The organism is Pseudoalteromonas luteoviolacea DSM 6061 (assembly GCF_001625655.1).
In the GTDB taxonomy this organism is placed as follows: Bacteria; Pseudomonadota; Gammaproteobacteria; order Enterobacterales; family Alteromonadaceae; genus Pseudoalteromonas; species Pseudoalteromonas luteoviolacea.
In genome coordinates, this window is the sequence record NZ_AUYB01000085.1 from 14604 (window position 1) to 39887 (window position 25284).

A 25284-nucleotide genomic window follows, 5' to 3' on the forward strand; every position below is an offset into this window, starting at 1 on the left:
CCAATTACGATTGTAGCGACACTGCTAGGCGGTCTAATTTACCGCGTACGCTACCGTCAATTACGGTATCGCCAGCTTTGATAACCAAACCACTTACTACGGTTTCGTCAATGCTACAATTCAGCTTAACTTTGCGTGCGAAACGTTTCTCTAACGCAGCGCCCAATTTATCTTGCTGCTCTTGAGCAAGTTCAGTTGCAGAAACCACGTCAACGTCGATTTCTTTATCATAATCCGCTTTTAGTTCAGCGAATTGCTCAGCAACTGCAGGGACTGCAGATAAACGCTCATTTTCGGCCATCAGCTTGATAAGATTTTGACCTTGTTCGTTGAGTTGTTCAGCACATAGCTTGATGATGACTTCAGACTGCTCAGCCTGCGTAGCAATGCTACCCAGTAGCGCCTGAACCTGCTCATCGCTAGTCACTTGACCAGCGAAGAACAGCATTTCATTCCAAGCTTCAACAGCACCTTTCTCAACGGCAAGTTCAAAAGCCGCTTTAGCGTATGGGCGAGCGATAGTAGTCAATTCAGACATGCTCATACCCTCCTAATTAAAGCTCAGCAACTAGCTTATCAACGATATCGCTGTGTGCGTCTTGATTAATTTCACGCTCTAAAATCTTTTCAGCGCCAACCACTGCTAAAGTAGCTACTTGAGAACGTAGTTCTTCTTTAACACGGTTACGCTCTGAATCAATTTCAGAGTGTCCTTGAGCAATAATCTTCTCACGCTCTTGTTGACCACGAGTTGTCTCTTCGTCAACGATAAGCGCAGCACGCTTTTTAGCTTGCTCAATGATTTCAGCAGCTTGAGATTTCGCTTCATTTAGCTCTACCGCGGCTTCTTTACGAACGCGCTCAAGCTCTTTTTCAGCTTCATCAGAGGCAGCTAAACCATCTTCAATTTTTTTCTGGCGAGCTTCAATCGCACCATTTAGTGGTGGCCATACGTACTTCATACAGAATAATACGAATACCACAAATGCGATTAATTCACCTAGTAGAGTGGCGTTTAAGTTCACAACCGCTCCTCCTTAAAATAGTAAGCTGTTCAAAAAATAAGGCTATTAAAGTACGAACAACAATACCATCGCGATACCTACACCGATCATTGCTACCGCATCGATTAGACCAGCTAGGATGAACATTTTAACTTGTAGTGAAGGTGCAAGTTCAGGCTGACGAGCACACGCTTCTAGGAATTTACCACCCATGTTACCGAAGCCGATAGCAGTACCGATAGCACCGAAACCGATAAGTAGAGCAACAGCGATGTACTTAAGACCTAATACTAGTTCCATTTTTTTCTCCAAAGTTTCATTTGTAAATTAAAGTTAAAGTTAAAAAATCTTTTAAAAATTATATTCTTAGTGGTTATCTGAGCTAGCCATGCTTAGGTATACAATCGTCAGCATCATGAATACGAATGCTTGAAGAACGATAACTAAGATGTGGAAAGCAGCCCAAATGAAGTGCAGAGGTAACTGCATCAAACCAACTGCGCCGATCAAGATGAAGATCAGCTCACCCGCGTAAAGGTTACCGAACAAACGTAGTGCAAGCGAGAAAGGCTTAGCTACTAATGCGATTGTCTCTAGTAACAAGTTACAAGGGATTAAGAAAATCATGCCGATTTTGTTCTTAGTGCTGAACGGGTGAAGCGTTAGCTCAGCAATAAAACCGCCGATGCCTTTCATTTTAATTGAATAACCGATCATCAAGAAGAATACGCCTAGTGCTAATGCAGCAGTCATATTGATATCTGTTGTCGGTACAATCTTCATGTATACATCGTGTGAGTCCATACCAAATGCAGTTTCACCAACGAAACCAGCGAAAGCAGGTAGGAAATCAACCGGAATTAAGTCCATTAAGTTCATTAAGAACACCCAAACAAAAATTGTTAGGGCTAATGGTGCGATTAGAGCACTTTTACCGTGATAAGTATCGCGAACGTTGTCACCAACGAACTCAACAATCATCTCGATGAAGCACTGGAATTTACCAGGAACACCTGTAGTGGATTTTTTAGCGGCGCTACGGAAGATCCATAAAAATACAAGACCTAAACCGATTGACCATGCGAGGGTATCTACGTGCCATGTCCAGAATCCACTATCCGCACATGCTTTATTGAAGGCAAGACCGGCATCGGTCGAACACATCTTGGCATTGGTCAAGTGGTGCTGAATATGGCTTGATAGAGTAACTTCTTCTGCAGCCATGTTTTATCCCAAAAGTTAATGATTAAAAAAAATCGGTGCTAGCCACTGCGAAAACATTACTAGTATGTAACAGCAGAAAAATGGCAACGCCATGACACTTAAATGTTTAAATACCAGTGCAAATATGCAAATGGTTAGCAAAAATTTTAATCCTTTGCCTCGTTTTAACGAGTCATATACTTGCTCTGCTTTACTTGCGCCAACATATCTGAAGGCATACAAAGCAAATACAAAGTTCGGTAGCACAATTGCAACACCGCCCATCAAAGCTGACAGACCGGCTTGAGCTCCCCAACCTACTAAAACTATTACTGCAGCAATGAGTGCTACGATACCCTGAAGCAAGACACCTTTTAATGCGGCACGCCTGTACGGGCCAGCTAACGAATGAGTCACTTTATATTAACCTTAATGACGCTAAAATTTATCAGGGTATAAAAACTGGCGAAATTATACTGATTTCTGCTCAATTTGCAACTTGACGCGACGAAATGACGCATAAAATAGGCACACAATTCGTCGCAAATTTGACCTTTAGGAGGGTTGTTGTAAATCTGGATGGATCCGCCCAAGAATGCCGTCTAATTCATCAAGATCAGCATAAGAAATAACCAGCTTTCCTTTGCCTTTTTGATTGTAGTTGATCTCTACTTTAGCGCCCAAATTTTCTGCTAGCTGCTGTTCTAACAGTTTGACATCTGGGTCCTTTTCTTTTGTCTCTTTTTTAACCACAGGCTCTTGCATCGTACGCACAAGCTTTTCAGTTTCACGTACCGTTAAGCCCTTTGCAACTGCAGTGCGCGCAGCTTCGGATTGTGCTTCACCTTGTAACGATAAAAGACAACGGGCATGGCCCATTTCGATATCACCATGTTCTAACAAGATTTTTACATCATCATTGAGATTGATTAAACGTAACAAGTTAGTAACGGTTGTACGCGATTTACCTACAGCATCAGCGACTTGCTGATGTGTGAGTTCAAATTCATTGAGCAGTCTGTCTAGCGCAACAGCCTCTTCCATTGCATTTAAATCTTCACGTTGAATGTTTTCAATCAGCGCAATAGCAACAGCTGCATCGTCTTCTACATCTTTGAGTATACAAGGTACAACATCAAGGCCGGCCAATTGAGAAGCACGCCAACGACGTTCACCAGCAATAATTTCGTATTGGTTTTGGCTCACTTTGCGAACCACAATTGGCTGCAAAACGCCTTGTGCTTTAATTGAATTAGCAAGCTCTTCTAGTGCTTGCTCAGACATATCTTTGCGCGGTTGGTATTTACCGCGCTGTAGAAACTCAATCGGTAACCGCTGTAATTCGTTTTCAGAAATGTCGACCTGCTCAGTCGCAGAGTGATGTTCAATAGGCTCATGCGATTGCGGTTCTAAAGCTTCCTTTGGTGCAGCAGCTGGTGGCTTAGCAGAGCTGAGTAATGCATCTAACCCTCGCCCCAGTCCTCTTTTTTTCACCGACATGTTTTTATTATCCTCTTACGCTACCGCAGCGGCTTGTTTTTCTTGACGACGTAACATTTCTCCAGCCAGAGCAAGGTATGCTTTGGCCCCGCTTGAAGCGCGATCATAATACATTGCTGGCGCACCGAAACTGGGCGCCTCGGCCAAACGTACATTTCTAGGGATCACGGTGCGGTAAACTTTCTCACCAAAATGTTGTTTTAATTGCTCAGATACATCGTTGGCCAATCGATTACGCGGATCATACATAGTGCGAAGAATACCTTCAATTTGTAGTGATGGGTTCACCAAATTTGAAAGCTGTGTGATTGTGTCCATCAGGGCGGTTAACCCCTCTAATGCATAGTATTCGCACTGCATAGGCACCATCACAGAATCGGCGGCAGCCATCGCGTTAACCGTCAGCATATTTAGTGAAGGTGGGCAATCAATAAAAATAAATTCGTAATCATCTTGCACAGACTCAATGGCATTGCGCAAACGAACTTCACGCGCAAATAGCTCCATCAATTTCACTTCAGCAGCGGTAACATCACCATTGGCGGCAATTAAATGATATTCCCCTGAAGTTTCGGTGCAAATGACTTCATTGATTGGTGTTTCTTCAATCAACAAATCATAAATCGTTGCAACATCAGAATATTTGTCAACGCCACTACCCATAGTCGCATTGCCTTGCGGATCAAGGTCGATCAGCAGTACTTTTCTTTTGGTTGCTGCCATCGAGGCAGCAAGGTTAACCGCAGTGGTTGTTTTACCAACGCCACCTTTTTGGTTTGCAATTGCAATGACTCTAGCCACAGTGCCCTCGACTCTTAGTCTTTTGTAAGAATAATTAAATGACGTTCACCTTCCAGTTTGGGAACTTGCAAGGTGATATTCTGTTCTAAAGAAATGCCAGCAGGCAGACTATCCAGCTCATCTTGCGGATACATTCCCTTGAGTGCTAAGAATCGTCCAGATGTACCTATTAAATGAGTACACCACTGCACCATGTCTTGCAAAGAAGCAAATGCACGACTTAACACACCGTCTAATTTAACACTTGGTTGATATTCTTCAACACGAGACTGCACTGGCGTCACGTTTTTTAGTCCAAGCGCATGTTTTACTTGGGTTAAAAATCGTACTCTTTTTCCGAGACTATCGAGCAGTATAAATTCTGTATCTGGCAATGCAATCGCCAATACAATACCAGGCAGGCCAGGTCCAGTACCAACGTCGATATAATGTTTGCCAGTTAAATGAGGTGCCACAACCAAAGAGTCTAAAATATGCTTCACCATCATCTCTTTTGGATCTCGCACAGAAGTTAGGTTGTAAGCTTTATTCCATTTGTCGAGCAGCCCGACATAATCGACAAGCTGCTGTTTTTGATTTTCGGTCAGCGTAATGTCTGTTTCAGCTAACAGCGCATTCAGTTGTTCTAATAACACAGTTTTCCATCGCTGTTACGCTGACTTGCGTAACAGCCCTTGCTTTTTCAGATACACTAATAATAGCGAAATCGCCGCTGGGGTGATACCAGAAATACGCGAAGCTTGGCCAATCGTTTGCGGACGCGCATCTGTTAGCTTAGCCACAACTTCGTTTGAAAGGCCACTCACTTGGCTATAATCAAACTCTGCTGGCAGCAATGTTTCTTCATGACGTAGCTGTTTATTTATCTCATCTTGTTGACGCGCAATGTAACCGGCATACTTGGTTTGAATTTCAACCTGTTCTAATGCTTGCCAATTTTCATGCTCACTGGCCAAACCATCGATCGTCATAAGCTCGCGATAGCTCACCTCAGGTCGACGGATCAGATCTTCTAAGCTCGCCTCTCTGGTTAGTGGTGATTTAAGCAACGCATTGACTTGATCTAACGCTTCATGATCTTTGTGGATCCAAGTTGAACGTAAACGCTGTGACTCTTGCTCCATGACTTCCAATTTATCATTGTAGGCTGCCCAGCGCTCATCATTGACCAAACCAAGCTCGCGGCCTTTTTCAGTCAATCGCAGATCTGCATTGTCTTCACGCAACAATAAGCGATACTCCGCACGACTAGTAAACATACGGTACGGCTCTTTTGTACCCAATGTTGCAAGGTCGTCAATCAGTACGCCCGTATAAGCTTCATCTCTACGTGGTGTCCATGGTGCTTCACCTTTCACTTGCAAAGCAGCATTCATACCTGCTATCAAGCCTTGTGCACCCGCTTCTTCATACCCGGTAGTACCGTTAATTTGACCTGCGAAGAATAAGCCGTTAATAAATTTTGTCTCTAAAGACTGCTTTAAATCTCTAGGATCAAAGAAATCATACTCAATGGCATAACCAGGACGGCAAATATGTGCATTTTCAAATCCTTGAATTGATCTCACAATGTCTAATTGGATATCAAAAGGTAAGCTGGTGGAAATGCCATTAGGATACAATTCATAAGAAGTTAATCCTTCAGGTTCAACAAAGATCTGGTGTTTCTCTTTGTCAGCAAAGCGCACGATCTTATCTTCAATTGAAGGACAATATCTGGGTCCAATTCCTTCAATCACTCCAGCGTACATCGGAGAGCGATGTAGATTCTCGCGAATAACGTCGTGGGTCTTTTCATTTGTGTAAGTAATATAACAAGGGATCTGTTGCGGATGATCCGACTGTTTACCCATAAAAGAAAATACCGGCGTAGGTGTGTCGCCCGGCTGTACCTGCATTACCGAAAAATCAACAGTTCTTGCGTCAATGCGAGGAGGTGTGCCAGTTTTTAATCGATCAACACGAAATGGTAGCTCGCGTAAACGATGTGCAAGCGCGATAGAAGGCGGATCCCCTGCTCTACCACCTTTATAATTCTCTAAGCCAATATGAATTTGACCACCAAGAAAAGTACCAACTGTCAGTACCACTGATTCAGCACTGAAACGTAAACCCATTTGAGTTACTACGCCTTTCACCTGATCTTGTTCAACAATCAGATCATCACAACTTTGTTGGAAAATCTTCAAGTTTTCTTGGTTTTGTAAAGTATCTTGGATCGCAGCTTTGTATAGTGCTCGATCGGCTTGTGCTCTGGTTGCTCTTACAGCTGGCCCTTTTGAAGAGTTAAGTGTTCTAAACTGGATCCCACCTTTATCAATGGCTTGTGCCATTGCACCACCCAAAGCATCGATCTCTTTGACTAGATGACCTTTACCGATCCCGCCGATCGCTGGATTACAAGACATTTGTCCCAGTGTGTCCATATTGTGAGTTAACAATAAGGTATTCATACCCATACGTGCAGCTGCAAGTGCAGCTTCAGTACCAGCATGACCGCCACCAACAACGATTACGTCAAAATGTTCATGATAAATCATTTACGGGATCCTACTTAAATACAACCAGCAAATTTCGAAAGGGTGCGTATTCTACCTAGAAAAACGCAGAAGTGAAACGATTAAATTTTAACCCATAGGTAAAATGGATCACTAAATATATATAAGGATCTTTTTAAAGATCTTTATTGATCTTATATTTAAAGGCGGTGAGATCTGTGTATAACGTTATATTCCTAAATTGATCCATAGACTTAGGTCAGATCAAATGATGTGAATTAGATCGGATCTCATAGCGTATAAGCTTTGATCAAATCGGCTATTTATACACAGCCACTTGAGTCATTAAATTTATCCAATGGATAAGTAAGTATAGATCATCAGTTAGATCAAGGGTTATCCACAATACCTATAAAATTTCAGTAAATTTGTGGATAACTTATGTGAAACTGATCTTTATTAACTTGCTTTTAAGATCTCACTTAATTCTGGTAGCCATTCAAGTGCTGTGTCTTCAGGCAAAGCTTCATCTAATACATCTATTGTTAGCGTAGGCAATAAAGGTTTCGCCCCTTTGTCTGTTAACAGCTTAGCGCCATTTATCGCGGCATAGTTATAAGTGTCGTAACTGGAATCACCGATACCTACAACTGCAAACTTAATGTGGCTCATATCCGATTTTGCTTGGAGCTGAGAGATAAAAGGTAACAAATTTTCAGGGTAATCACCTGCACCATAAGTAGACGTGACAATTAACCAGGTGTCACCTGTGCATTCTGACAGGTCCGGCTGTTCGTGCAGGTTACAGGAGACTGATCTCGATTCTAGATCTTCTGCAAGCTGCTCTGCAACGTATTCAGCAGATCCCATTTGACTGCCGATTATGATCTCTAAGTTACTCATTTCTTCTCGTGAAATCGTATTTTATGCGGCTCATAATAATGCGCGCTGAGCAGAAGTAAAGAGATAGTTTTTCACTTGGATAAAATTAAACTGGTGAAATATTGGCTTATTGTGGATTTAACTCTTCATCTAACTGTTTTTAATAGATTAAATAAATTATTCCTGTTGCTTTTTTGTCTTATTTTCTGTGGATAAGCAGGTAATAAGATTAAGATAAATAAACTCAAAATAGTGTGTCGATCTGGTGCTTGAGAGTGCGATTAGTTTAAAATTTATTAATGTGGATAATTTTATCCTTCGCTAGATCGATCTTGTTGTTTTTTGACTGCAATATTGGATCTATAAAGTTATCTTTATATAAGAAAATATTCTAAAAAAAGTATATTTATGCTGATTGTAAGACAGGGATCACCAAGATTTAGCCGCTGTTTGATGCTGGATCTGGTTATTTACGCTCTTATTTGAATAGTTCGCAGTGTGAGATATACCTTAAAGTCCGATACTAAAATTACTTATGATTGAAAAGCATACACTTTATAAGTATTTTATGCTCTTTTAATGCCTGTTCGGTACTAAAGTAATGCAAGTTGATTGAATTAATGAACCTATGTAGCTAAGGCCCTGATTATTAAGTGTAAGACTTTAAGCGCTTAAAAAAGATCCTAAAGTACGATCACTTATTAAGATCAAGTACCTAGTTGTCATGTATATACAAGTTTGTCGGCATAATAAGTATTCGTCCGCGCTTAAATTATTGGCTCCCTCATTCAAACAGCATGTTGTAAGGTTTTTAACAAAGCGTCTACAGCGAACTGAGTGATTGGGTATGATGAAAATATTCAGCCTGAGTTTGTGTTTGGTGTATGATACTGAGCCTGCTAAGTGTCTAAATTATGGTAATAAAGAAGCAAAAGGGACTTGGAGAGCGGGTTTTTAAGAGCGGTAAGGCAAGGGGCTGATAAAGACTTAAAACAAGTCATTGAGATGCTCGATGATTTACACCGAGCACAGATGATCATTTACCAATACAGAATGAACTGAAGATCTTACCGAGTAGATCATCCGAAGTGAATTCACCTGTAATTTCATTGAGATACTGTTGAGTTAAACGTAACTCTTCGGCTAATATTTCACCAGCCACATGCATTTCAAGTTGGGTTTGACCGATTTCCAAATGTTCAGCAGCACGTTCAAGTGCATCCAAATGTCTACGGCGAGCCATAAAGCCACCTTCATTGGCACCAGTAAAACCGATACATGCTTTTAGGTGTTCACGTAATGTATCAACTCCTGTATTGGTTTGTGCACTTAGTCGTAATACCGGGTAACTGCCTTGTTGGCATAGCCCTTGTTGCTCATCACATAGATCAATTTTGTTGCGGATGACTGTAATGTCCATGCCTGGCGGTAATTTTTCCATAAACTCAGGCCAGATCTTTAACGGATCGGTTTCAAGTGTTTGGGTACCATCAACCATAAATAGTACGTGATCCGCGCCGCTTATTTCTTCCCAAGCGCGTTCTATGCCTATCTGTTCAACTTTGTCAGGACTTTCACGAAGGCCGGCAGTATCAATAATATGCAAAGGCATGCCGTCAATATGAATGTGTTCGCGCAGCACGTCTCGAGTGGTGCCTGCGATGTCTGTCACTATGGCTGCTTCACGGCCTGCAAGCGCATTTAAAAGTGAAGATTTACCAGCATTTGGGCGTCCAGCAATAACAACTCGCATACCTTCACGCATAATGCTGCCTTGTTTAGCTTGTTGTCTAACTTCAGCTAGTTGATTGATGATTGCTTGTAAGTCACCAGCCACTTTACCATCTGAGAGGAAATCAATTTCTTCATCTGGAAAGTCAATTGCTGCTTCCACATACATGCGTAGGTGAATCACTTGTTCCACCAGCACATTAATATGTTTAGAGAAATCACCTTGCAAAGAGTGTAGGGCGCTTTTCGCCGCTTGTTCACTGGTTGCATTAATCAGATCGGCTATGGCCTCGGCTTGCGTTAAGTCTAGCTTGTCATTCATAAATGCACGCTCGGAAAACTCGCCTGGTTTCGCTAATCTGACACCTTCAATTTGACTGATCTCTTTGAGCAGCATGTCTATGACAACTGGGCCACCATGCCCTTGGAGCTCAAGGACGTCTTCTCCTGTGAACGAATTTGGACCTTGGAAGAATAGGGCGATGCCTTGATCTAATTGTTCACCTGCGAGTGTGTTGAAAGGCAGGTATTCGGCATAGCGTGTTTTGGGACACTTACCGAGGATTTTATCGGCGACGAGTTGAGCTTTGGCACCCGAAATACGGATGATCCCCACGCCACCGCGACCTGGTGCGGTTGCCTGAGCTGCTATGGTATCTTGTGCAATCATATTGTCTCATGCTGAATGACAGTGTTCTGAGCTTAATTGTACAGCAATTGGCTTTTCTCAGGTATAGTGGAGCTAAATGAATAAAGATAATTACTCGAGATGTAGAGATAAGGACAGTCTAAGTCGTGTTGTTATTCAGTCAATTTCGTTTCGACTCTGAGCGTTTAGCACTTTATCGTGGCCAGGTAGCCATCAATTTGCGACCAAAAGTGGCGCAGTTACTCGACTATTTTCTAACTCATCCTAATCAATTAATAAGAAGAGAGCAGCTACTTTCAGCGCTTTGGCAACATGGTGAGTTCCGTGAGGCTGCACTAAATCAAAGTATCACAGAATTGCGCCAAGTATTACAAGATGATGCAAAAAATCCAATTTATATCAAAACATTACCGCATCAGGGTTATGTGTGGATCTGTCAGGTAAAAACCGCCTCTTGTTACAAACAAAGAGTCACCTTGATTGCGAGTGTAGGGCTGACTATTTTAGCTTTAATAGGTGGGTTGTATCGTTATCAATATATATCACCGCCATCCACTCAAGTTCAAGCAAAAACGCAGTTACTTATTCACCCCATGCAAAATCTTACTGGCGTGCAAGCGAACGCTTGGTGGGGGTATGCACTTGAAGGAACTTTACGTGATAGTTTGCAAAGCAATTATCAACTGATCCCCAAGAGTAAAACGCCAGATTACTTGGAGCAATCAGAAAAGGGCGCACCGCAGCAGCTCTTTTTATCTTTGCAGTCCACACAACAACGCTACTTGTTGACAGCCAAATTAGCTGATCGTCAAACTCAGGTGCTTGTTGAGCAGCTTGATGAAAACTTTATAGAAATTGCTCACCAATTAGTGAACGCATTAACCATTAATAAACCTATGTCTATCTCTGAACATAAAGAAGTTAATGGTCTAAGGGACTACTTCCGGGGCATCCAAGCGTTAAATGAACATGGTCCTAAGTTGGCAAAGACATATTTTGAAGCGGCATTAATCCAAGCCCCTGATCATGTGCCTTCTCAAATAGAACTGGCGCGAATTGCGTGGTTACAAGGGAATGTTGAATTGGCCGAATACTACTTTGGAGAGGTTGATATTGTATCTGCCTCTTTAACTTTACAGACGCGATATTATCTTTATCTCGGGGAATTCCAAAAAGTATTGGGTGAATATCAACAAGCGGGTCAAAATGCGCAAAGAGCGTTGAAGTTGGCTGAACACAATCAATTTATAGAACAAATGGCGAGCAGCTATCAATTACTTGCAGATATTGCCTGGAGCACTTTGCAATGGCAGGACTATTCCCATGCTATGAGCGCCGCACATGCACTCATTGGCAGCCGCTCTTTCGCTTACAGCGAAGCACAACGATCGTTTTACTTGGCAAACCCACCCGCCGCAGGACCTGAGCAAAAAAATGTCGTGAACTTAGCACAAAGTAAAGAAGTACTGGCGAGCGCTATTCAATATTACCGGCAAACCAATCAGCGTATAGAGCTCTCCAAAAGTTTGTTTGCTTACGGGCAGAATTATCTAGTCCCTGTTTCTGAAAGTGAAGGTAGTTTGTTAGAAGCGTTGGAAATTGCCGCTAATAGTGGCGATCAATATTTTAAAATGCAAGTACTCACTTACTTAGGGTTTTATTATATTCAGCTTCATCAAGGGCAGAGAGCATTGGATTACCTTAATCAAGTTGAATTACAGCAGACATTTAAGCCTGCATTAGAGCAGCTGAGTTTACTCAAGGCAATGGCCTACATGGATATTGGCCTGACAACAAATCAGCAACAGGCATTAGACACCGCTGAGCAGCTGTTTGAATCCATACTGTTAGCTGAGACAACATCCGCTATGGCAGGCGCCAACGTGAAGCTATTGTTGGCATGGGTGGCGCTAAGGCAAGGAGAGATAGATAAATCGCTGTTGTTATCACATGCAGCTCTAGAGTCGTATGAACAGAGTGGTCTGAGCGATGCGATGACCTACGCAAAATATACGCAAATGTATATCCATTTACTTCAAAATGAGCCTAGAGATGCCCTGAAATTGATGGATTTAGAGCACGATAAAGAAGCACATTTAATGTTGTTTTACTCTGCTGCGGCTGCTCATATGACAGAAAATATGGCACTACTAGAACAGACGCAGAGGATGCTTAGAAACTTAAAAAATAGTGATGCGCTGTTAGCACAGTTAGCGCTATTTAAACAACAACCGCAAGGAGACGCCAAGCTCATTGCTGATCTGCTGGACGCTCCCTATAGTGTTTATTGTCAAAGCAAATGGATTTTAGAGTGACAAGTGATGCGGTTTTGGTACTTGATTGCCTCTGTATACCACTTTGCCCGTGGCATCTTGTACAATCCAATAAGGCAAATCTCTGATCTTAAAGTGACTAAATAACTGGTTTTGTGCATCGAAAACAATGTGATGATTGACATCAAATCGCTTTTTATAACTTAAGGCACTTGCTTGATCAGCGTAAAACGGTTTGATGATCGTTAATACATTTTTTGGCGAGTTTATCGCTAACTGATTATTTTGCCTGATGCGTTGTTGACAGTCCGGAATGTGTTGAAAAGGGCATAGACTGTCACTAAAAAATAGCACCTGATAGTCATGCTGAATCTGACTTATACTCAGGGGCTTGCCTGACAATGTGGCCATCTGTTTGTTGGTCATTTCATAGGCAGTGATTTTGGGGGAGGTTGACAGTGATTCTTTCAATATAACTTTTCCATTTTCTACTATGACACGAGTTGGGGTTTGCCTGACTTGATATTTAAAGGTGAGTTGATTATTGGTGTCGATAGTTAAGTTTGCAAACTCTTGATGAACATCTATAAACTGTTCTAAGCTTGCTTGATCAATATTGATATCTGGCTGTAAAAAAATGCGCTTCCCCTGGGGTTTAGGCATATGGGTGGTTTGGTAGTATGCATCCCAAATATTGATAAAAACATATTCTTTGGTTTTTGCATTGGCACTTTTAATAGTGGCAAGTATTAATAATAGAATGCTTAGATTGACTAGTTGTATATACATTATTATTTCCCTCTTAACTGGGCCAGCTTTTGTGCGAGCTGATCAGTAAATAATCCACTTCGATAGACTTCATTTCCTTGTGCATCAATTAAGATATGTTGTGGTGTTCCAAGCACAGCATAGTGCTTTGTAATGATGCCATCGCTATCAAACACCGTGGGGAAGTTGTAATTGTGTTTGCCTAGATAGCGCTTAACCCCCTCAAGTGTTTGGTTGAACCCAATATTGACTGAGATCACTTGATATGCGCCTTTTGCGTCTTCATAGCTTTGCTGCAATACGGGCATTTCCTCAACGCAGTAAGCGCACCAGGTTGCCCAAAACTTTAAGTATGTGATTTTTCCCTGTGTTGAGATGGTCTGCTCATTGAGAGCTTTCGCTTCTATTGGGGCATATTGTTTGGCATGTGCTGAGAGGCAAAGTATGCTCAGTACAAATATTAGTGTTTTCATTTTAATGTCCTTTAAAAGAATGTTAGAGCCAGCTTTTACCAGCTTGGATTAGAAAATATTGGGCCATAGCAATGAGAATGAGCGTAGTAGCTGTATTGATATGGGATAACCACTTCCCTGATTTTGGGAGCGTTGTTAGCAAACGAGTACTGGTACCTGCGAAAAGCAGTAGGGCGCTCATGCCGAGAGCAAAGCCAAATAACATAAGTCCGCCCAGTAAGGGTTGCTGATTGGCTGCTACAAACACCAGTAAACCGCCAAGTACGGGAGACGTGCATGGAGCTGCTACCAGTGCACTGGCCATGCCCATAGTAAAAGGGACTGTACTTGGATTTTGAGTTAGAGATAGCGATAAAGATGGCAAGGGTAAAATCCCTTTATTGAGTGCTGCAAAGTAAAGTAGGGCATTGGCAAACAATAATAGCACCCAGGGGTTACTGGCAATTTGACCAAACAGGCTGCCACTTAATGCGGCTATAAACCCGAGCAAGGCGTAGATGAGTGAAAACCCAGTACAATAAAGTAGTGGGGCAATACGTGCGTGGTTTTGCCGTGAAAAGGTGGCAATGGTTATTGGCAGAATGGGGTATACACAAGGTGTAAAACTGGTTAAAACGCCAAGCAAAAGAACTGTGGGTATGTGCCACCAGCCTATTTCCGTTGTGTTTAGAGTCTCTAAAAATATTGATTCCATTACTCCGATCTCTTTGGCTTAAAAAGTTGCTTAGAGCATCCTTTAAAACATTGTTGAGACCTATCAAAGTACTATCAAAACGCCATCAAATTTTATCAAACTGTTGTTCTATATTGATAAGTTTTGACCGTCTAAGACTAAAATTTGCTGTGTTTAATCAAAATCATAAGCTTGTGGATAGTGGGGTAGTAAACTGCGACGTTGTTTGTACTTTATTGGTGACCGAACAAACAGTGGCTTTAGGTGATGGGTGCTTAGCTGCCTTTTCATTTACAGTAAAAAGGTAGTTTATTGTAATGATGTGAGTGCAATTAGCTTGTATGTACAACTTTGATAGAAACAAAAAAGCCCGCAAAAATAGCGGGCTTTTTCATTATTGTATCAGCAACTTAGTCGCGCACTTTGATACCTTTTTTCTCCATGCCACGGTAGATAATTAACATCTGGGCGATAGAGATAAGGTTAGACACTAACCAGTATAGAACTAGTCCTGATGGGAACCAGATAAAGAAGATAGAGAACACCACTGGCATGTAGGTCATCATCTTTTGCTGCATAGGATCTGTGATTGTCATAGGCTGCAGTTTTTGAGTTAGGAACATACTTGCACCAAATAAAATTGGTAGTACATAGTATGGGTCCATTGCCGATAGGTCTGTTAACCATAAGCCAAATTCTGCGTGACGTAATTCAGTCGACTCTAAGAATACATAGAAAAGAGCAAGGAAGATTGGCATTTGTAGCAATAATGGGAAGCAACCACCCATAGGGTTCACTTTCTCTTTGCGATACATTTCCATCATAGCTTGACCAAATTTCTGACGGTCGTCGCCATAACGCTCTTTCAATTGCTGCATTTTAGGCTGTAATGCACGCATTTTTGCCATTGATGTGTACTGCGCTTTAGTGAGTGGGTACAGCAGTGTCTTAACAAGAATCGTAATACCGATGATAGCTAGACCCCAGTTGCCTAAAATGCCATAAAGCATTTTAAGTAGCACAAGTAGCGGTTGAGAGATAAACCATAACCAACCGTAATCAACCGTTAGATCTAAGTCATCGTGCAGCGCTTCTAGAGCATCCGTATCTTTAGGGCCCATATAGTAAATAGCTGAAAGCTTTGCTTCTGAATTTGCTTGGATATTTACCGGTTCACCTTTTGCACCAATGATACCTTGGTTATTTCTGATAGAGGTATAAATGGTGTTATTGATGTCCTGCTTTGGCACCCAAGCACTAACAAAGTAGTGTTGGATAAATGAAACATAACCACCTAGCGTATTCTTGTTCAGATTTGCTTCGCGCATCTCGTCAAAAGAATACTTTTCATATGGTTCGTCTTGTGTGCCGTACGCAGTACCTAGGTATGTTTGGTCAACCATACTGTCTTTGTCTTGCGCTGAGCGCTTGATTTGCGTGTACAGCTGCACTTGTACAGGATTGTCAGTGGCGTTTACAACGTCGTATTCCATAGAGACATCATATTTGCCTGCTTTAAATACAAACGTTTTAGTAAACTGAACACCTTTACTATCTACGTAGGAAAGTGGTACACGCAGTTCATCACCTGACAATGTGTAAGCACTTTGCTCAGTCTGATAAACCGGGCGACCAGCACTCGAAGCATCTGGGCCGTTTAGACCAATCAAACCACTTTGCGCTAGGTACTGTTTCCCATCAAATTCACCTAGAAGTAGGTAAGGTATATCGCTACCATGCGTTTCTGCATGCTGAAGTAACTTAGCTTCAACAATGTCACCACCTTTTGTATCGATTTTTACAGCTAGTACGTCAGTTGATACGGTAATAACTGAACGGACTGCTTGAGTTTGTGCAACCGGTACATCCGCTTCGCTTGAAGCTGGAATATCCGCTTGATCGGTATTTGAAGGTGAAGTGGCCACTTGCGTGACTGCACTGGGCTCGGCTTTGCTTTGAGCTTGCTCGTCTTGCCATTCACTGAATAGCAAAAACGACACCAAAAGCAATCCGATCAATAAAAACGTGCGTTGCGATTCCATAACAGCTCTTATTTCTCGTGTTGTTTATCTTGATTCGATTTCTCAGGGACGGGGTCATCCCCACCTGCGCTTAAAGGGTGACATTTTAATATGCGTTTAACCGCTAACCAACTCCCTTTTGCAATTCCGTGTAAATTAATTGCCTGAATTGCATAACTTGAGCATGTTGGGTTGAATCGGCAATGGGGTCCAAGCAACGGACTGATAAATTTTTGATAACCTCGAATAAGGCTTATCAATAATTTACGTATTACCGAAAGCGGATAATCCACAAGTCGTTTACTCTCACTCTTTGTCTTCAAGGCGTGTTTCATAATTGCGAGATAGACTCGTAGTAGAGTGATTAAATGGTGAGCTAACCTTACATTAATTAGCGTGAAATAGCCATGATTGGTCGATTATTGGCACGCAAATATGATGTTATTTTTTAGCTTTATGACGTGTTGGGCGCTTCTTGTGAGGCTTAGGTTTGGGGGCGCCAGGTTTGCAACGCTCATTGATTTTAAGCCAAAGCTTATTCAGTTGTTTTGTAAGCTCTTCATTGCTCAATTCGTCTACGCCAGTTTTAACCATTAAGACAATGTCTATGTTATCTAGTTTGTGTTGATTAAGGCGGAAACTTTCACGTGCAAGACGCTTGATACGATTACGTTGACACGCTTTTTTACAACGTTTTTTTGCAACAGTCAGACCAAGACGTGGACGACCTATATCATTCGGTTTTGCTAGTAGAGTAAATACAGGGGTTGCTGCACGAGCAGGCTCTTGAAATATTCGGGAGTAATGCGAGGGAGTTAACAGACGTAACTCCCTGCTGAAGCCAAAACCTTCCACTTATATTAAGCAGATAGTTCTTTACGGCCTTTAGCACGACGACGTGCTAGTACTTTACGGCCATTTTTAGTAGCCATGCGAGCACGGAAACCGTGAGTACGCTTGCGCTTAAGTACGCTTGGTTGAAAAGTTCTTTTCATAACTAATCCATCCGATCGGTTAAAGTTAAAACATCCTATGCAGGTCGCGATCCTGGCACAGGTGCCATTGCGAGCGCGAGATATTAAAGCTGATGCGCACGAAAGTCAATCATATTTGTGCAGACAAGCTCAATTAGTAGTCTAATTCAAGAAAATTAGCCATCTACTGCATATAAATGTGGTGTGCAATCGATAAGGTCAACAGTTTTTAATAGCTATATAAAGAGTAGAACAAATTGGCAGGATCTTGATGTGAGATCTTGTTGCAAAGATCATGATCAGAGCTTGTGGATCAAGTGTGTTGATCTTTTTCGGGTTTTCCACAGCGCTTGGGTGAAAATTGGCAACATCCTCTGGAAAACTAAAATTGATCTCATTTTTTAGGTGAGATCTTGGTCTTTTTTTGATAAGATCTTTATAAATAAGTGAAAATAAAATCCCTTCTAAAACAAAGGTTTGTGTTTTTTGGTGGTTGAGATCTTATTTTTTAAAAAAGTCAATATTGATGTTGTGGATAAGATCGCTTCATAATACTCGGCTTCCACCTGTGAATAATTGATAATATACAAACTTTTCCGTCGATCTTTGAGTTAGCTGTGAATAACTCTGTTGGTTACTTTGTAAATGAATAAGTAACTAACGCTTATTGATGTACGGGAATAATAAATATTTCGGAGTGCAATGTGTATCTGTCGGTTTGGCAAAGTTGTTTATATGTTTTGCAAGATGAGCTGCCATCGCAGCAGTTCAATATGTGGGTTAGACCACTACAAGCAGAAAGTACCGAAGATACTTTAACCATCTACGCACCAAATCGCTTTGTGTTAGATTGGGTTCGAGAAAAGTATTTAAATCGAATTAATGAATTACTGATTGAAATTTGTGGTGACGAGGCGCCTGAGCTCCGTTTTGACGTAGGCAGTAAGCCTATGGCGCAAGCCCAACCACAAGTTGCTGTTGAAACGCATGCAGGAGAGGCACCAGCGCAATCTCCTCAAGTTGCAACAAGAAATACGACACAGTCACCGGTTAACGAAACTAAAGTTGAGCCGGCTCCGAAATCAAGTGTTAAGTCAAATATCAAAGAAAATTACACCTTTGATAATTTTGTCGAAGGTAAATCAAACCAATTGGCAAAAGCTGCTGCTACACAAGTTGCAGACAATCCTGGCTCTGCTTTTAACCCAGTATTTATATACGGTGGTACGGGCTTAGGTAAAACGCACTTATTGCATGCGGTCGGCAATGGCATCATTGATAAAAAACCAAATGCGAAAATTGTGTATATGCACTCTGAGCGATTTGTTCAAGATATGGTAAAGGCACTGCAAAATAATGCCATCGAAGATTTCAAGCGTTACTACCGAAGTGTAGATGCATTGATGATCGATGACATTCAATTCTTTGCGAATAAAGAGCGTTCGCAAGAAGAATTTTTCCATACGTTTAATGCCTTGCTTGAAGGCAACCAACAAATTATTTTGACGTCGGACAGATACCCAAAAGAAATTGAGGGCGTTGAAGATCGGCTGAAATCTAGATTTGGTTGGGGTTTAACTATCGCAATTGAGCCACCTGAGTTAGAAACACGCGTAGCCATTTTGATGAAAAAAGCACAGCAAAGTAACATTAATTTGCCTCATGAAGTTGCGTTTTTCATTGCTAAAAAATTACGCTCGAATGTGCGCGAGCTAGAAGGGGCGCTAAATCGAGTTATTGCCAACGCGAATTTCACAGGAAGACCGATTTCAATTGAATTTGTTAAAGAGGCCTTACGTGATCTTTTGGCTTTGCAAGATAAGCTAGTGACGATTGACAATATTCAACGCACTGTGGCTGAGTATTATCGAATTCGTGTATCTGACTTATTGTCAAAACGTCGTAGCCGATCCGTAGCGCGACCAAGACAAGTTGCTATGGCATTGTCAAAAGAGTTAACCAATCATAGCTTGCCTGAAATTGGTGATGCATTTGGTGGCCGAGACCACACCACGGTATTGCATGCATGCCGTAAAGTAAAAGAGCTTCGTGAAGAAAGTCACGAAGTAAAAGAAGATTATCAAAACTTGATCAGAACATTGTCATCTTAAGGGTTAAGTGATGCAAATAACGATAGTAAGAGAACAGTTTTTAAAGCCGTTAATGCAAGTGTCAGGTGCGATTGAGCGTAAACACACACTACCTATTTTGTCGAATGTGCTGCTAGAAGTAAAAGATGGCGTGCTCGCAATGACGGGCACAGACTTAGAAATAGAGTTAGTTGCGTCTGTGATTCTGCAAAATGACACGGCCGATGCAAAGCTCACGTTACCTGCAAAAAAGCTACTAGATATTTGTAAGAGCTTGCCTGATAGCTCTGAAATCAACTTGTCTACACAAGAACATCAAGTGCTTTTAACTAGTGGCAAAAGTCGATTCTCTTTGACTACATTGGCAGCAGAAGACTTTCCTAATTTGGAAGAATGGCAAGGTGAGGTTGAGTTTAAACTGACTCGTATGGAGCTTCGTAAATTATTAGAAGCGACACATTTCTCGATGGCAAACCAAGATGTTCGTTATTACTTAAATGGCATGTCATTTGAGGTGGACGGCAATGAAATCAAAACTGTGGCCACAGATGGTCATAGATTGGCGATTGCACAAAAACAAATAGCGCAGTCATTGGGAGCACAACGCCAACTGATTATTCCTAGAAAAGGGGTATTAGAAATTATGCGTTTGCTTCCAGCTGATGATGAAGAGTTGACTATACAATTCGGTGCTAACCACTTTCGAATTATTGATCAGGAAGTTATCTTTACCAGTAAGTTGGTAGACGGTCGTTTCCCTGACTATCGCCGTGTTTTACCTCGTGGTGGCGATAAAATTGTTACCGCAAATAGAGAGTGGCTACGCAGCGCGTTTCAGCGTGTTTCTATCTTATCAAATGAAAAGTTTAGGGGGGTTCGTTTGAATCTCAGCAATGGGGTATTAAAGATTAGTGCTAATAACCCTGAGCAAGAACAAGCTGAAGAGACTGTTGAAGTAAATTATCAAGGCGACGACCTTGAAGTTGGATTTAACGTTTCTTATTTGTTGGATGTACTTAATACGTTAAAAACTGAAGATGTTCAGTTTACTTTAGCTGATTCAAACAGCAGTGCACTGATCGAAGGTGCTGATGAAGAAGATGCTATGTACGTAGTAATGCCGATGCGTTTATAAGAAAAGAAGCGCTCTGAATGAGTTTGACACATATTAGCCTTAATGATTTTCGAAACATTAAGGCACTCTCTTTTTCTCCTTCCAAAGATCTTAATTTAATTCTAGGCCAAAATGGCAGTGGCAAAACAAGTCTACTAGAAGCGATTTATTTCTTGTCGAATGGTCGGTCGTTTCGTACTAATAAGTATAAAATGATGATCAGAAGTGATCAGGATAAATGTGTTGTGCATGGTAAAAAGCAGCTGCACAACTTGTCTATACCAATCGGAATTAGCAAGAATCAAAGTGGTGAAACACAATTAAGAATTCAAGGACAGGCCAGTCGTAAAATTGCAGAGCTCGCCCAGATATTACCAGTGCAGGTAATTACACCTGAAAGTTATGAGTTATTTTTTGGTGGGCCTAAAGAGCGAAGAAAGTTTCTCGATCTTGGAGTGTTCCACGTGGAACATTTATTTTATGAAGTATGGAAAAACTTCAATAAAGTCCTCAAACAACGTAATGCCTTACTTAGAACAAAGCCAACAAACTGTGTGGAACAAATCAAGTTTTGGGACAAGCAGTTTATCGACCTCTCTGAACAAATAAATATCTATCGAAAAGCTTATATAAGTAGGTTTGAAGGCTATTTTTTTGATAAGATAGGGGGGATTAGCTCTGTTTTTGATGGCCTAGAAACTCGCTACGATGCGGGCTGGAAAGGGGAACTAAGTGAAGTACTTCAATCACAACTTGAGCGAGACCTAAAACTTGGTTACACAAGTAGAGGTCCTCACAAAGCGGACTTTAATTTTAAAATCCATGGACATAGTGTTGAAGGAATTATGTCTAGGGGTCAGTTAAAACTGCTTTTGTATGCGCTTAAAATTACACAGAATAATCTGATTGAACAAGAAACTGATAAACAATCAATATTGCTAATTGATGATTTACCATCTGAGTTGAGCTCTGAGACATTAGAATGCGTTGCTAGACTATTGGCGAACTGTAATTCTCAGCTATTTATTTCAGCGATCAGCTCGGAAAGTTTAACGCCTGTTGTGGAACTTCTTGAAAAAGATATTGAGATGTTCCACGTGGAACATGGTCGTTTAATAACAAATTAATTGGAATTAACCATGTCTGATAATTATGATTCATCCAGTATTAAAGTACTGAAGGGATTGGATGCAGTAAGAAAGCGTCCAGGAATGTATATCGGCGACACTGATGATGGAACTGGATTACATCACATGGTCTTCGAAGTAGTTGATAACTCGATCGATGAAGCACTAGCCGGATACTGTGATGATATTTTCGTTACGATTCATACTGACGGTTCGGTCTCTGTAAGAGATAACGGACGAGGAATACCGACCTCAATTCACCCTGAAGAAGGGGTATCAGCCGCAGAAGTTATCATGACTGTCCTGCATGCTGGTGGTAAATTCGATGACAATTCATATAAAGTTTCAGGTGGCCTACATGGTGTAGGTGTTTCTGTTGTTAATGCACTTTCTGAAAAACTACAATTAACTATCCGCCGAGATGGCCAAGTGCATCAACAAAAGTACACAATGGGTGTACCTGACGCGCCACTTGCTGTCATTGGAGAAGCTGAATCAACTGGTACAGAATTAAGATTTTGGCCAAGTCCAGAAACATTTTCTGATATAAATTTTCACTATGACATTCTCGCTAAGCGTTTACGTGAGCTATCATTCTTAAACTCTGGTGTCAGTATTATCCTGACTGACGAGCGAGAAGAGAATAAGCAAGATCACTTCAAATACGAAGGTGGTATTCAAGCGTTCGTTGAATACTTGAACCGTAAGAAAACACCAGTACATCAAAGCGTTTTCCACTTCACTACTGAGCGTGAAGATGGCATAAGCGTTGAAGTTTCAATGCAGTGGAATGATGGATTCCAAGAGAACATATATTGCTTTACGAACAACATTCCTCAGCGTGATGGTGGTACGCACCTTGCTGGTTTCCGTGCTGCATTAACGAGAACGTTGAACACTTACATGGAAAAAGAAGGGTTCAATAAAAAGAATAAGACAAGCGCAACGGGTGATGATGCCCGTGAAGGCTTAACAGCAGTTGTCAGTGTAAAGGTGCCTGATCCAAAATTCTCTTCACAAACAAAGGACAAGCTAGTTTCTAGTGAAGTGAAAGGTGCGGTTGAACAAGCGATGGCTGAAAAGCTCAATGAGTTCCTGCTTGAAAACCCACAAGATGCAAAGACCGTTGTTAATAAAATTGTGGATGCCGCACGTGCACGAGAAGCCGCGCGTAAAGCTAGAGAAATGACGCGCCGTAAAGGTGTAATGGACTTAGCAGGTTTACCAGGTAAGTTAGCGGATTGTCAGGAAAAAGATCCTGCACTTTCTGAACTATACATCGTGGAGGGTGACTCGGCGGGTGGTTCAGCTAAACAGGGTCGTAACCGTAAGAACCAAGCTATTCTTCCTCTGAAAGGTAAAATTCTGAATGTAGAAAAAGCGCGTTTTGACAAAATGCTTTCTTCGCAAGAGGTTGCAACGTTAATTACAGCGTTAGGTTGTGGTATTGGTCGCGATGAATATGATCCTGAAAAGTTACGCTATCACAGCATCATAATCATGACCGATGCAGACGTCGATGGTTCACACATCCGTACATTATTATTGACCTTCTTCTATCGTCAAATGCCTGAAATCATTGAACGAGGCTACGTTTATATTGCACAGCCGCCACTATATAAAGTGAAGAAGGGTAAGCAAGAGCGCTATATTAAAGATGACCATGCTCTTACAGAATACCTAACAACACTTGCGCTTGATGGTGCATCGCTTTACTCAAACGAAGGTGCAGCAGCAATTGAGGGTAATCGCCTAGAAAATCTAGTTCACGATTATCAAAAAACAGTTGATGTTATTGGCCGTCTACAACGTAAATATCCTGCTGCGATCATGAACCGTTTGGTTTACCAACCTGAGTTAGCCGAAGCAGATTTAAGTGATGAATCAAAAGTGACGGCATGGAGTGAAGCACTTGTCGCCGATCTCATTAAGCATGATGACGATGCGACAATATTCTCTGCATCTGTAAGCTATGATGATGAACGCCATATGTATTATCCTGTTGTGAATATTCGCCAGCATGGTGTGGATAAAGCGCATACTTTAAATTATGACTTTATCACTTCTAAAGACTACGCTCGTATTGCTAACACTGGAAAGCAAATTGCGCATATCGTAGAGGAAGGCGGCTATATTCAACGTGGTGAAAAGACACATCCGATTAGCAGTTTTGTTGAAGGCCTTGACTGGTTAATCAATGAATCAAAACGTGGCTTGTATACACAACGTTATAAGGGTCTTGGTGAGATGAACCCAGACCAACTTTGGGAAACAACAATGGATCCAGACGCACGACGTATGCTACGCGTGACAATTGAAGATGCCATTGCTGCTGACCAACTGTTTGCAACTCTAATGGGTGACCAAGTTGAGCCTCGTCGCGACTTTATCGAGCAAAATGCACTGAGAGTGGTTAACCTCGACGTATAGCCACAGCGACGTAAAGCATGATAAAAAAGGAGGGGAAACCCTCCTTTTTTTCTTATAAATGCTTAATTCTGTGCACTGCACACGGTATACTGAGCATAATTTTCAATCATTAAAACTCGATTTAGCAATGCTACTTTGAGTCCCATGTACCAAATAAATATAAAAGCCAACTATGCAAAAATATGATATCAAAACCTTCCAAGGGTTGATCCTGGCTTTACAGGACTATTGGGCACAGCAAGGCTGTGTAATTGCGCAACCACTGGATATGGAAGTTGGTGCGGGCACATTCCACCCGATGACCTTCTTGAAATCTATTGGTCCTGAGCCAATGTCGAGCGCGTATGTTCAACCTTGTCGCCGTCCTACCGATGGTCGTTATGGTGAAAACCCGAATCGACTTCAACACTACTATCAATTTCAAGTTGTGTTAAAGCCTTCTCCAGACAACATTCAAGAGCTTTACTTAGGCTCTTTGGAAGCGTTAGGTATTGATACATTAACTCATGAAGTACGCTTTGTAGAGGATAACTGGGAATCACCCACTCTTGGAGCTTGGGGCCTTGGCTGGGAAGTTTGGTTAAATGGCATGGAAGTGACTCAGTTTACCTACTTCCAGCAAGTTGGTGGCATTGAATGTTCACCTGTAACTGGCGAAATTACCTATGGTTTAGAGCGTCTTGCCATGTATATACAAGGTGTAGATAGCATTTATGATTTAGTCTGGACGGATGGACCAATGGGACGTGTCACTTATGGTGATGTGTTTATGCAAAATGAAATCGAACAGTCTACTTACAACTTCGAGTATGCGGATGTAGATGCGTTATTTGCGCAATTTGACCAATGTGAAAAAGAAAGCCAAAAGCTGATAGAAGCAGGCTTACCTCTTCCTGCTTATGAGCAAGTGATGAAAGCATCGCATGCTTTTAACTTACTAGATGCGCGTCATGCTATCTCTGTTACAGAGCGTCAGCGTTACATACTTCGTGTACGCGCGCTGTCTAAAGCATGTGCACAAGCATATTTTGAAGCACGTGAAGCACTTGGTTTCCCGCTTTGTAAGGACTGAT

At 41.6% G+C, this 25284-nt stretch carries 24 protein-coding genes; 6 read left to right on the top strand and 18 right to left on the bottom strand.

Annotation, left to right across the window (positions count from 1 at the left end):
* Nucleotides 1-4 precede the first annotated feature (4 nt).
* From atpH to mnmE, 11 genes are all read right to left on the bottom strand, one after another.
* Nucleotides 5-538 (bottom strand): F0F1 ATP synthase subunit delta, encoded by a 534-nt coding sequence (gene atpH, locus N475_RS05465; protein WP_063356016.1) that lies wholly within the window; start codon nt 536-538, stop codon nt 5-7.
* Nucleotides 539-554: 16 nt separating this feature from the next.
* The gene (atpF, locus tag N475_RS05470; RefSeq protein ID WP_063356017.1) at nt 555-1025 is read right to left on the bottom strand and encodes a F0F1 ATP synthase subunit B; all 471 of its coding nucleotides are present in this window, start codon (nt 1023-1025) and stop codon (nt 555-557) included.
* A gap of 45 nt (nt 1026-1070) precedes the next feature.
* Nucleotides 1071-1304, bottom strand: coding sequence for a F0F1 ATP synthase subunit C (gene atpE / locus N475_RS05475; RefSeq protein WP_004335261.1), 234 nt, complete (start codon nt 1302-1304; stop codon nt 1071-1073).
* Nucleotides 1305-1370: 66 nt separating this feature from the next.
* The gene (atpB, locus tag N475_RS05480) at nt 1371-2228 is read right to left on the bottom strand and encodes a F0F1 ATP synthase subunit A (RefSeq protein WP_063356018.1); all 858 of its coding nucleotides are present in this window, start codon (nt 2226-2228) and stop codon (nt 1371-1373) included.
* A gap of 15 nt (nt 2229-2243) precedes the next feature.
* Complete coding sequence (locus N475_RS05485; protein WP_063356019.1) at nt 2244-2624, bottom strand: ATP synthase subunit I; 381 nt, start codon at nt 2622-2624, stop codon at nt 2244-2246.
* Nucleotides 2625-2762: 138 nt separating this feature from the next.
* Nucleotides 2763-3707 (bottom strand): ParB/RepB/Spo0J family partition protein, encoded by a 945-nt coding sequence (locus N475_RS05490; RefSeq protein ID WP_063356020.1) that lies wholly within the window; start codon nt 3705-3707, stop codon nt 2763-2765.
* Nucleotides 3708-3722: 15 nt separating this feature from the next.
* A complete protein-coding gene (locus N475_RS05495) occupies nt 3723-4508 on the bottom strand; it encodes a ParA family protein (protein WP_063356021.1) in 786 nt (261 codons plus the stop codon).
* Nucleotides 4509-4522: 14 nt separating this feature from the next.
* Nucleotides 4523-5143, bottom strand: coding sequence for a 16S rRNA (guanine(527)-N(7))-methyltransferase RsmG (gene rsmG / locus N475_RS05500; RefSeq protein ID WP_063356022.1), 621 nt, complete (start codon nt 5141-5143; stop codon nt 4523-4525).
* Nucleotides 5144-5158: 15 nt separating this feature from the next.
* Nucleotides 5159-7048 carry a tRNA uridine-5-carboxymethylaminomethyl(34) synthesis enzyme MnmG gene (mnmG, locus tag N475_RS05505; protein ID WP_063356023.1) on the bottom strand — a complete coding sequence of 630 codons (1890 nt, stop codon included), beginning with the start codon at nt 7046-7048 and terminating at the stop codon, nt 5159-5161.
* 417 nt (nt 7049-7465) lie between these two features.
* Entirely contained in the window at nt 7466-7909 is a 444-nt protein-coding gene (locus tag N475_RS05510; RefSeq protein ID WP_063356024.1) for a flavodoxin domain-containing protein, read from the bottom strand.
* 1015 nt (nt 7910-8924) lie between these two features.
* Nucleotides 8925-10289: a tRNA uridine-5-carboxymethylaminomethyl(34) synthesis GTPase MnmE gene (gene mnmE / locus N475_RS05515; RefSeq protein ID WP_063356025.1), complete on the bottom strand. Its 1365-nt coding sequence runs from the start codon at nt 10287-10289 to the stop codon at nt 8925-8927.
* 125 nt (nt 10290-10414) lie between these two features.
* On the opposite strand from mnmE, the gene N475_RS05520 reads away from it, so the two are divergent.
* Nucleotides 10415-12583 (top strand): winged helix-turn-helix domain-containing protein, encoded by a 2169-nt coding sequence (locus N475_RS05520; RefSeq protein ID WP_063364813.1) that lies wholly within the window; start codon nt 10415-10417, stop codon nt 12581-12583.
* Here N475_RS05520 and N475_RS05525 read toward each other — a convergent pair.
* The 7 genes from N475_RS05525 to rpmH form a co-directional block, all read right to left on the bottom strand.
* Nucleotides 12575-13330 (bottom strand): TlpA family protein disulfide reductase, encoded by a 756-nt coding sequence (locus N475_RS05525; RefSeq protein WP_063364814.1) that lies wholly within the window; start codon nt 13328-13330, stop codon nt 12575-12577. The two genes, N475_RS05520 and N475_RS05525, sit on opposite strands and share 9 nt — an antisense overlap.
* 2 nt (nt 13331-13332) lie before the next feature.
* A complete protein-coding gene (locus tag N475_RS05530) occupies nt 13333-13782 on the bottom strand; it encodes a TlpA family protein disulfide reductase (RefSeq protein ID WP_063356028.1) in 450 nt (149 codons plus the stop codon).
* A gap of 22 nt (nt 13783-13804) precedes the next feature.
* On the bottom strand, nt 13805-14476 hold the full coding sequence (locus tag N475_RS05535; RefSeq protein WP_063364815.1) for a cytochrome c biogenesis protein CcdA: 672 nt from the start codon (nt 14474-14476) through the stop codon (nt 13805-13807).
* 389 nt (nt 14477-14865) lie between these two features.
* Complete coding sequence (gene yidC, locus N475_RS05540; protein ID WP_063356030.1) at nt 14866-16497, bottom strand: membrane protein insertase YidC; 1632 nt, start codon at nt 16495-16497, stop codon at nt 14866-14868.
* 8 nt (nt 16498-16505) lie between these two features.
* A complete protein-coding gene (gene yidD, locus N475_RS25060; RefSeq protein ID WP_227008467.1) occupies nt 16506-16769 on the bottom strand; it encodes a membrane protein insertion efficiency factor YidD in 264 nt (87 codons plus the stop codon).
* A 148-nt stretch (nt 16770-16917) separates the two neighbouring features.
* A complete protein-coding gene (gene rnpA / locus N475_RS05545) occupies nt 16918-17331 on the bottom strand; it encodes a ribonuclease P protein component (protein WP_063356031.1) in 414 nt (137 codons plus the stop codon).
* 5 nt (nt 17332-17336) lie between these two features.
* Nucleotides 17337-17471 (bottom strand): 50S ribosomal protein L34, encoded by a 135-nt coding sequence (gene rpmH / locus N475_RS05550; protein WP_005492430.1) that lies wholly within the window; start codon nt 17469-17471, stop codon nt 17337-17339.
* 683 nt (nt 17472-18154) lie between these two features.
* Here rpmH and dnaA point away from each other — a divergent pair.
* The 5 genes from dnaA to glyQ all read left to right on the top strand — a co-directional run bounded on the left by dnaA (nt 18155) and on the right by glyQ (nt 25283).
* Entirely contained in the window at nt 18155-19561 is a 1407-nt protein-coding gene (dnaA, locus tag N475_RS05555) for a chromosomal replication initiator protein DnaA (protein ID WP_063364816.1), read from the top strand.
* Between the two features lie 10 nt (nt 19562-19571).
* Nucleotides 19572-20675, top strand: a complete 1104-nt coding sequence (dnaN, locus tag N475_RS05560) for a DNA polymerase III subunit beta (protein WP_063356033.1) — start codon at nt 19572-19574, stop codon at nt 20673-20675.
* Between the two features lie 17 nt (nt 20676-20692).
* Nucleotides 20693-21781, top strand: a complete 1089-nt coding sequence (recF, locus tag N475_RS05565) for a DNA replication/repair protein RecF (protein ID WP_063356034.1) — start codon at nt 20693-20695, stop codon at nt 21779-21781.
* 12 nt (nt 21782-21793) lie between these two features.
* Nucleotides 21794-24211, top strand: a complete 2418-nt coding sequence (gene gyrB / locus N475_RS05570; protein ID WP_063356035.1) for a DNA topoisomerase (ATP-hydrolyzing) subunit B — start codon at nt 21794-21796, stop codon at nt 24209-24211.
* Between the two features lie 172 nt (nt 24212-24383).
* The gene (glyQ, locus tag N475_RS05575) at nt 24384-25283 is read left to right on the top strand and encodes a glycine--tRNA ligase subunit alpha (protein ID WP_063356036.1); all 900 of its coding nucleotides are present in this window, start codon (nt 24384-24386) and stop codon (nt 25281-25283) included.
* The last annotated feature ends 1 nt before the right edge of the window (nt 25284 follow it).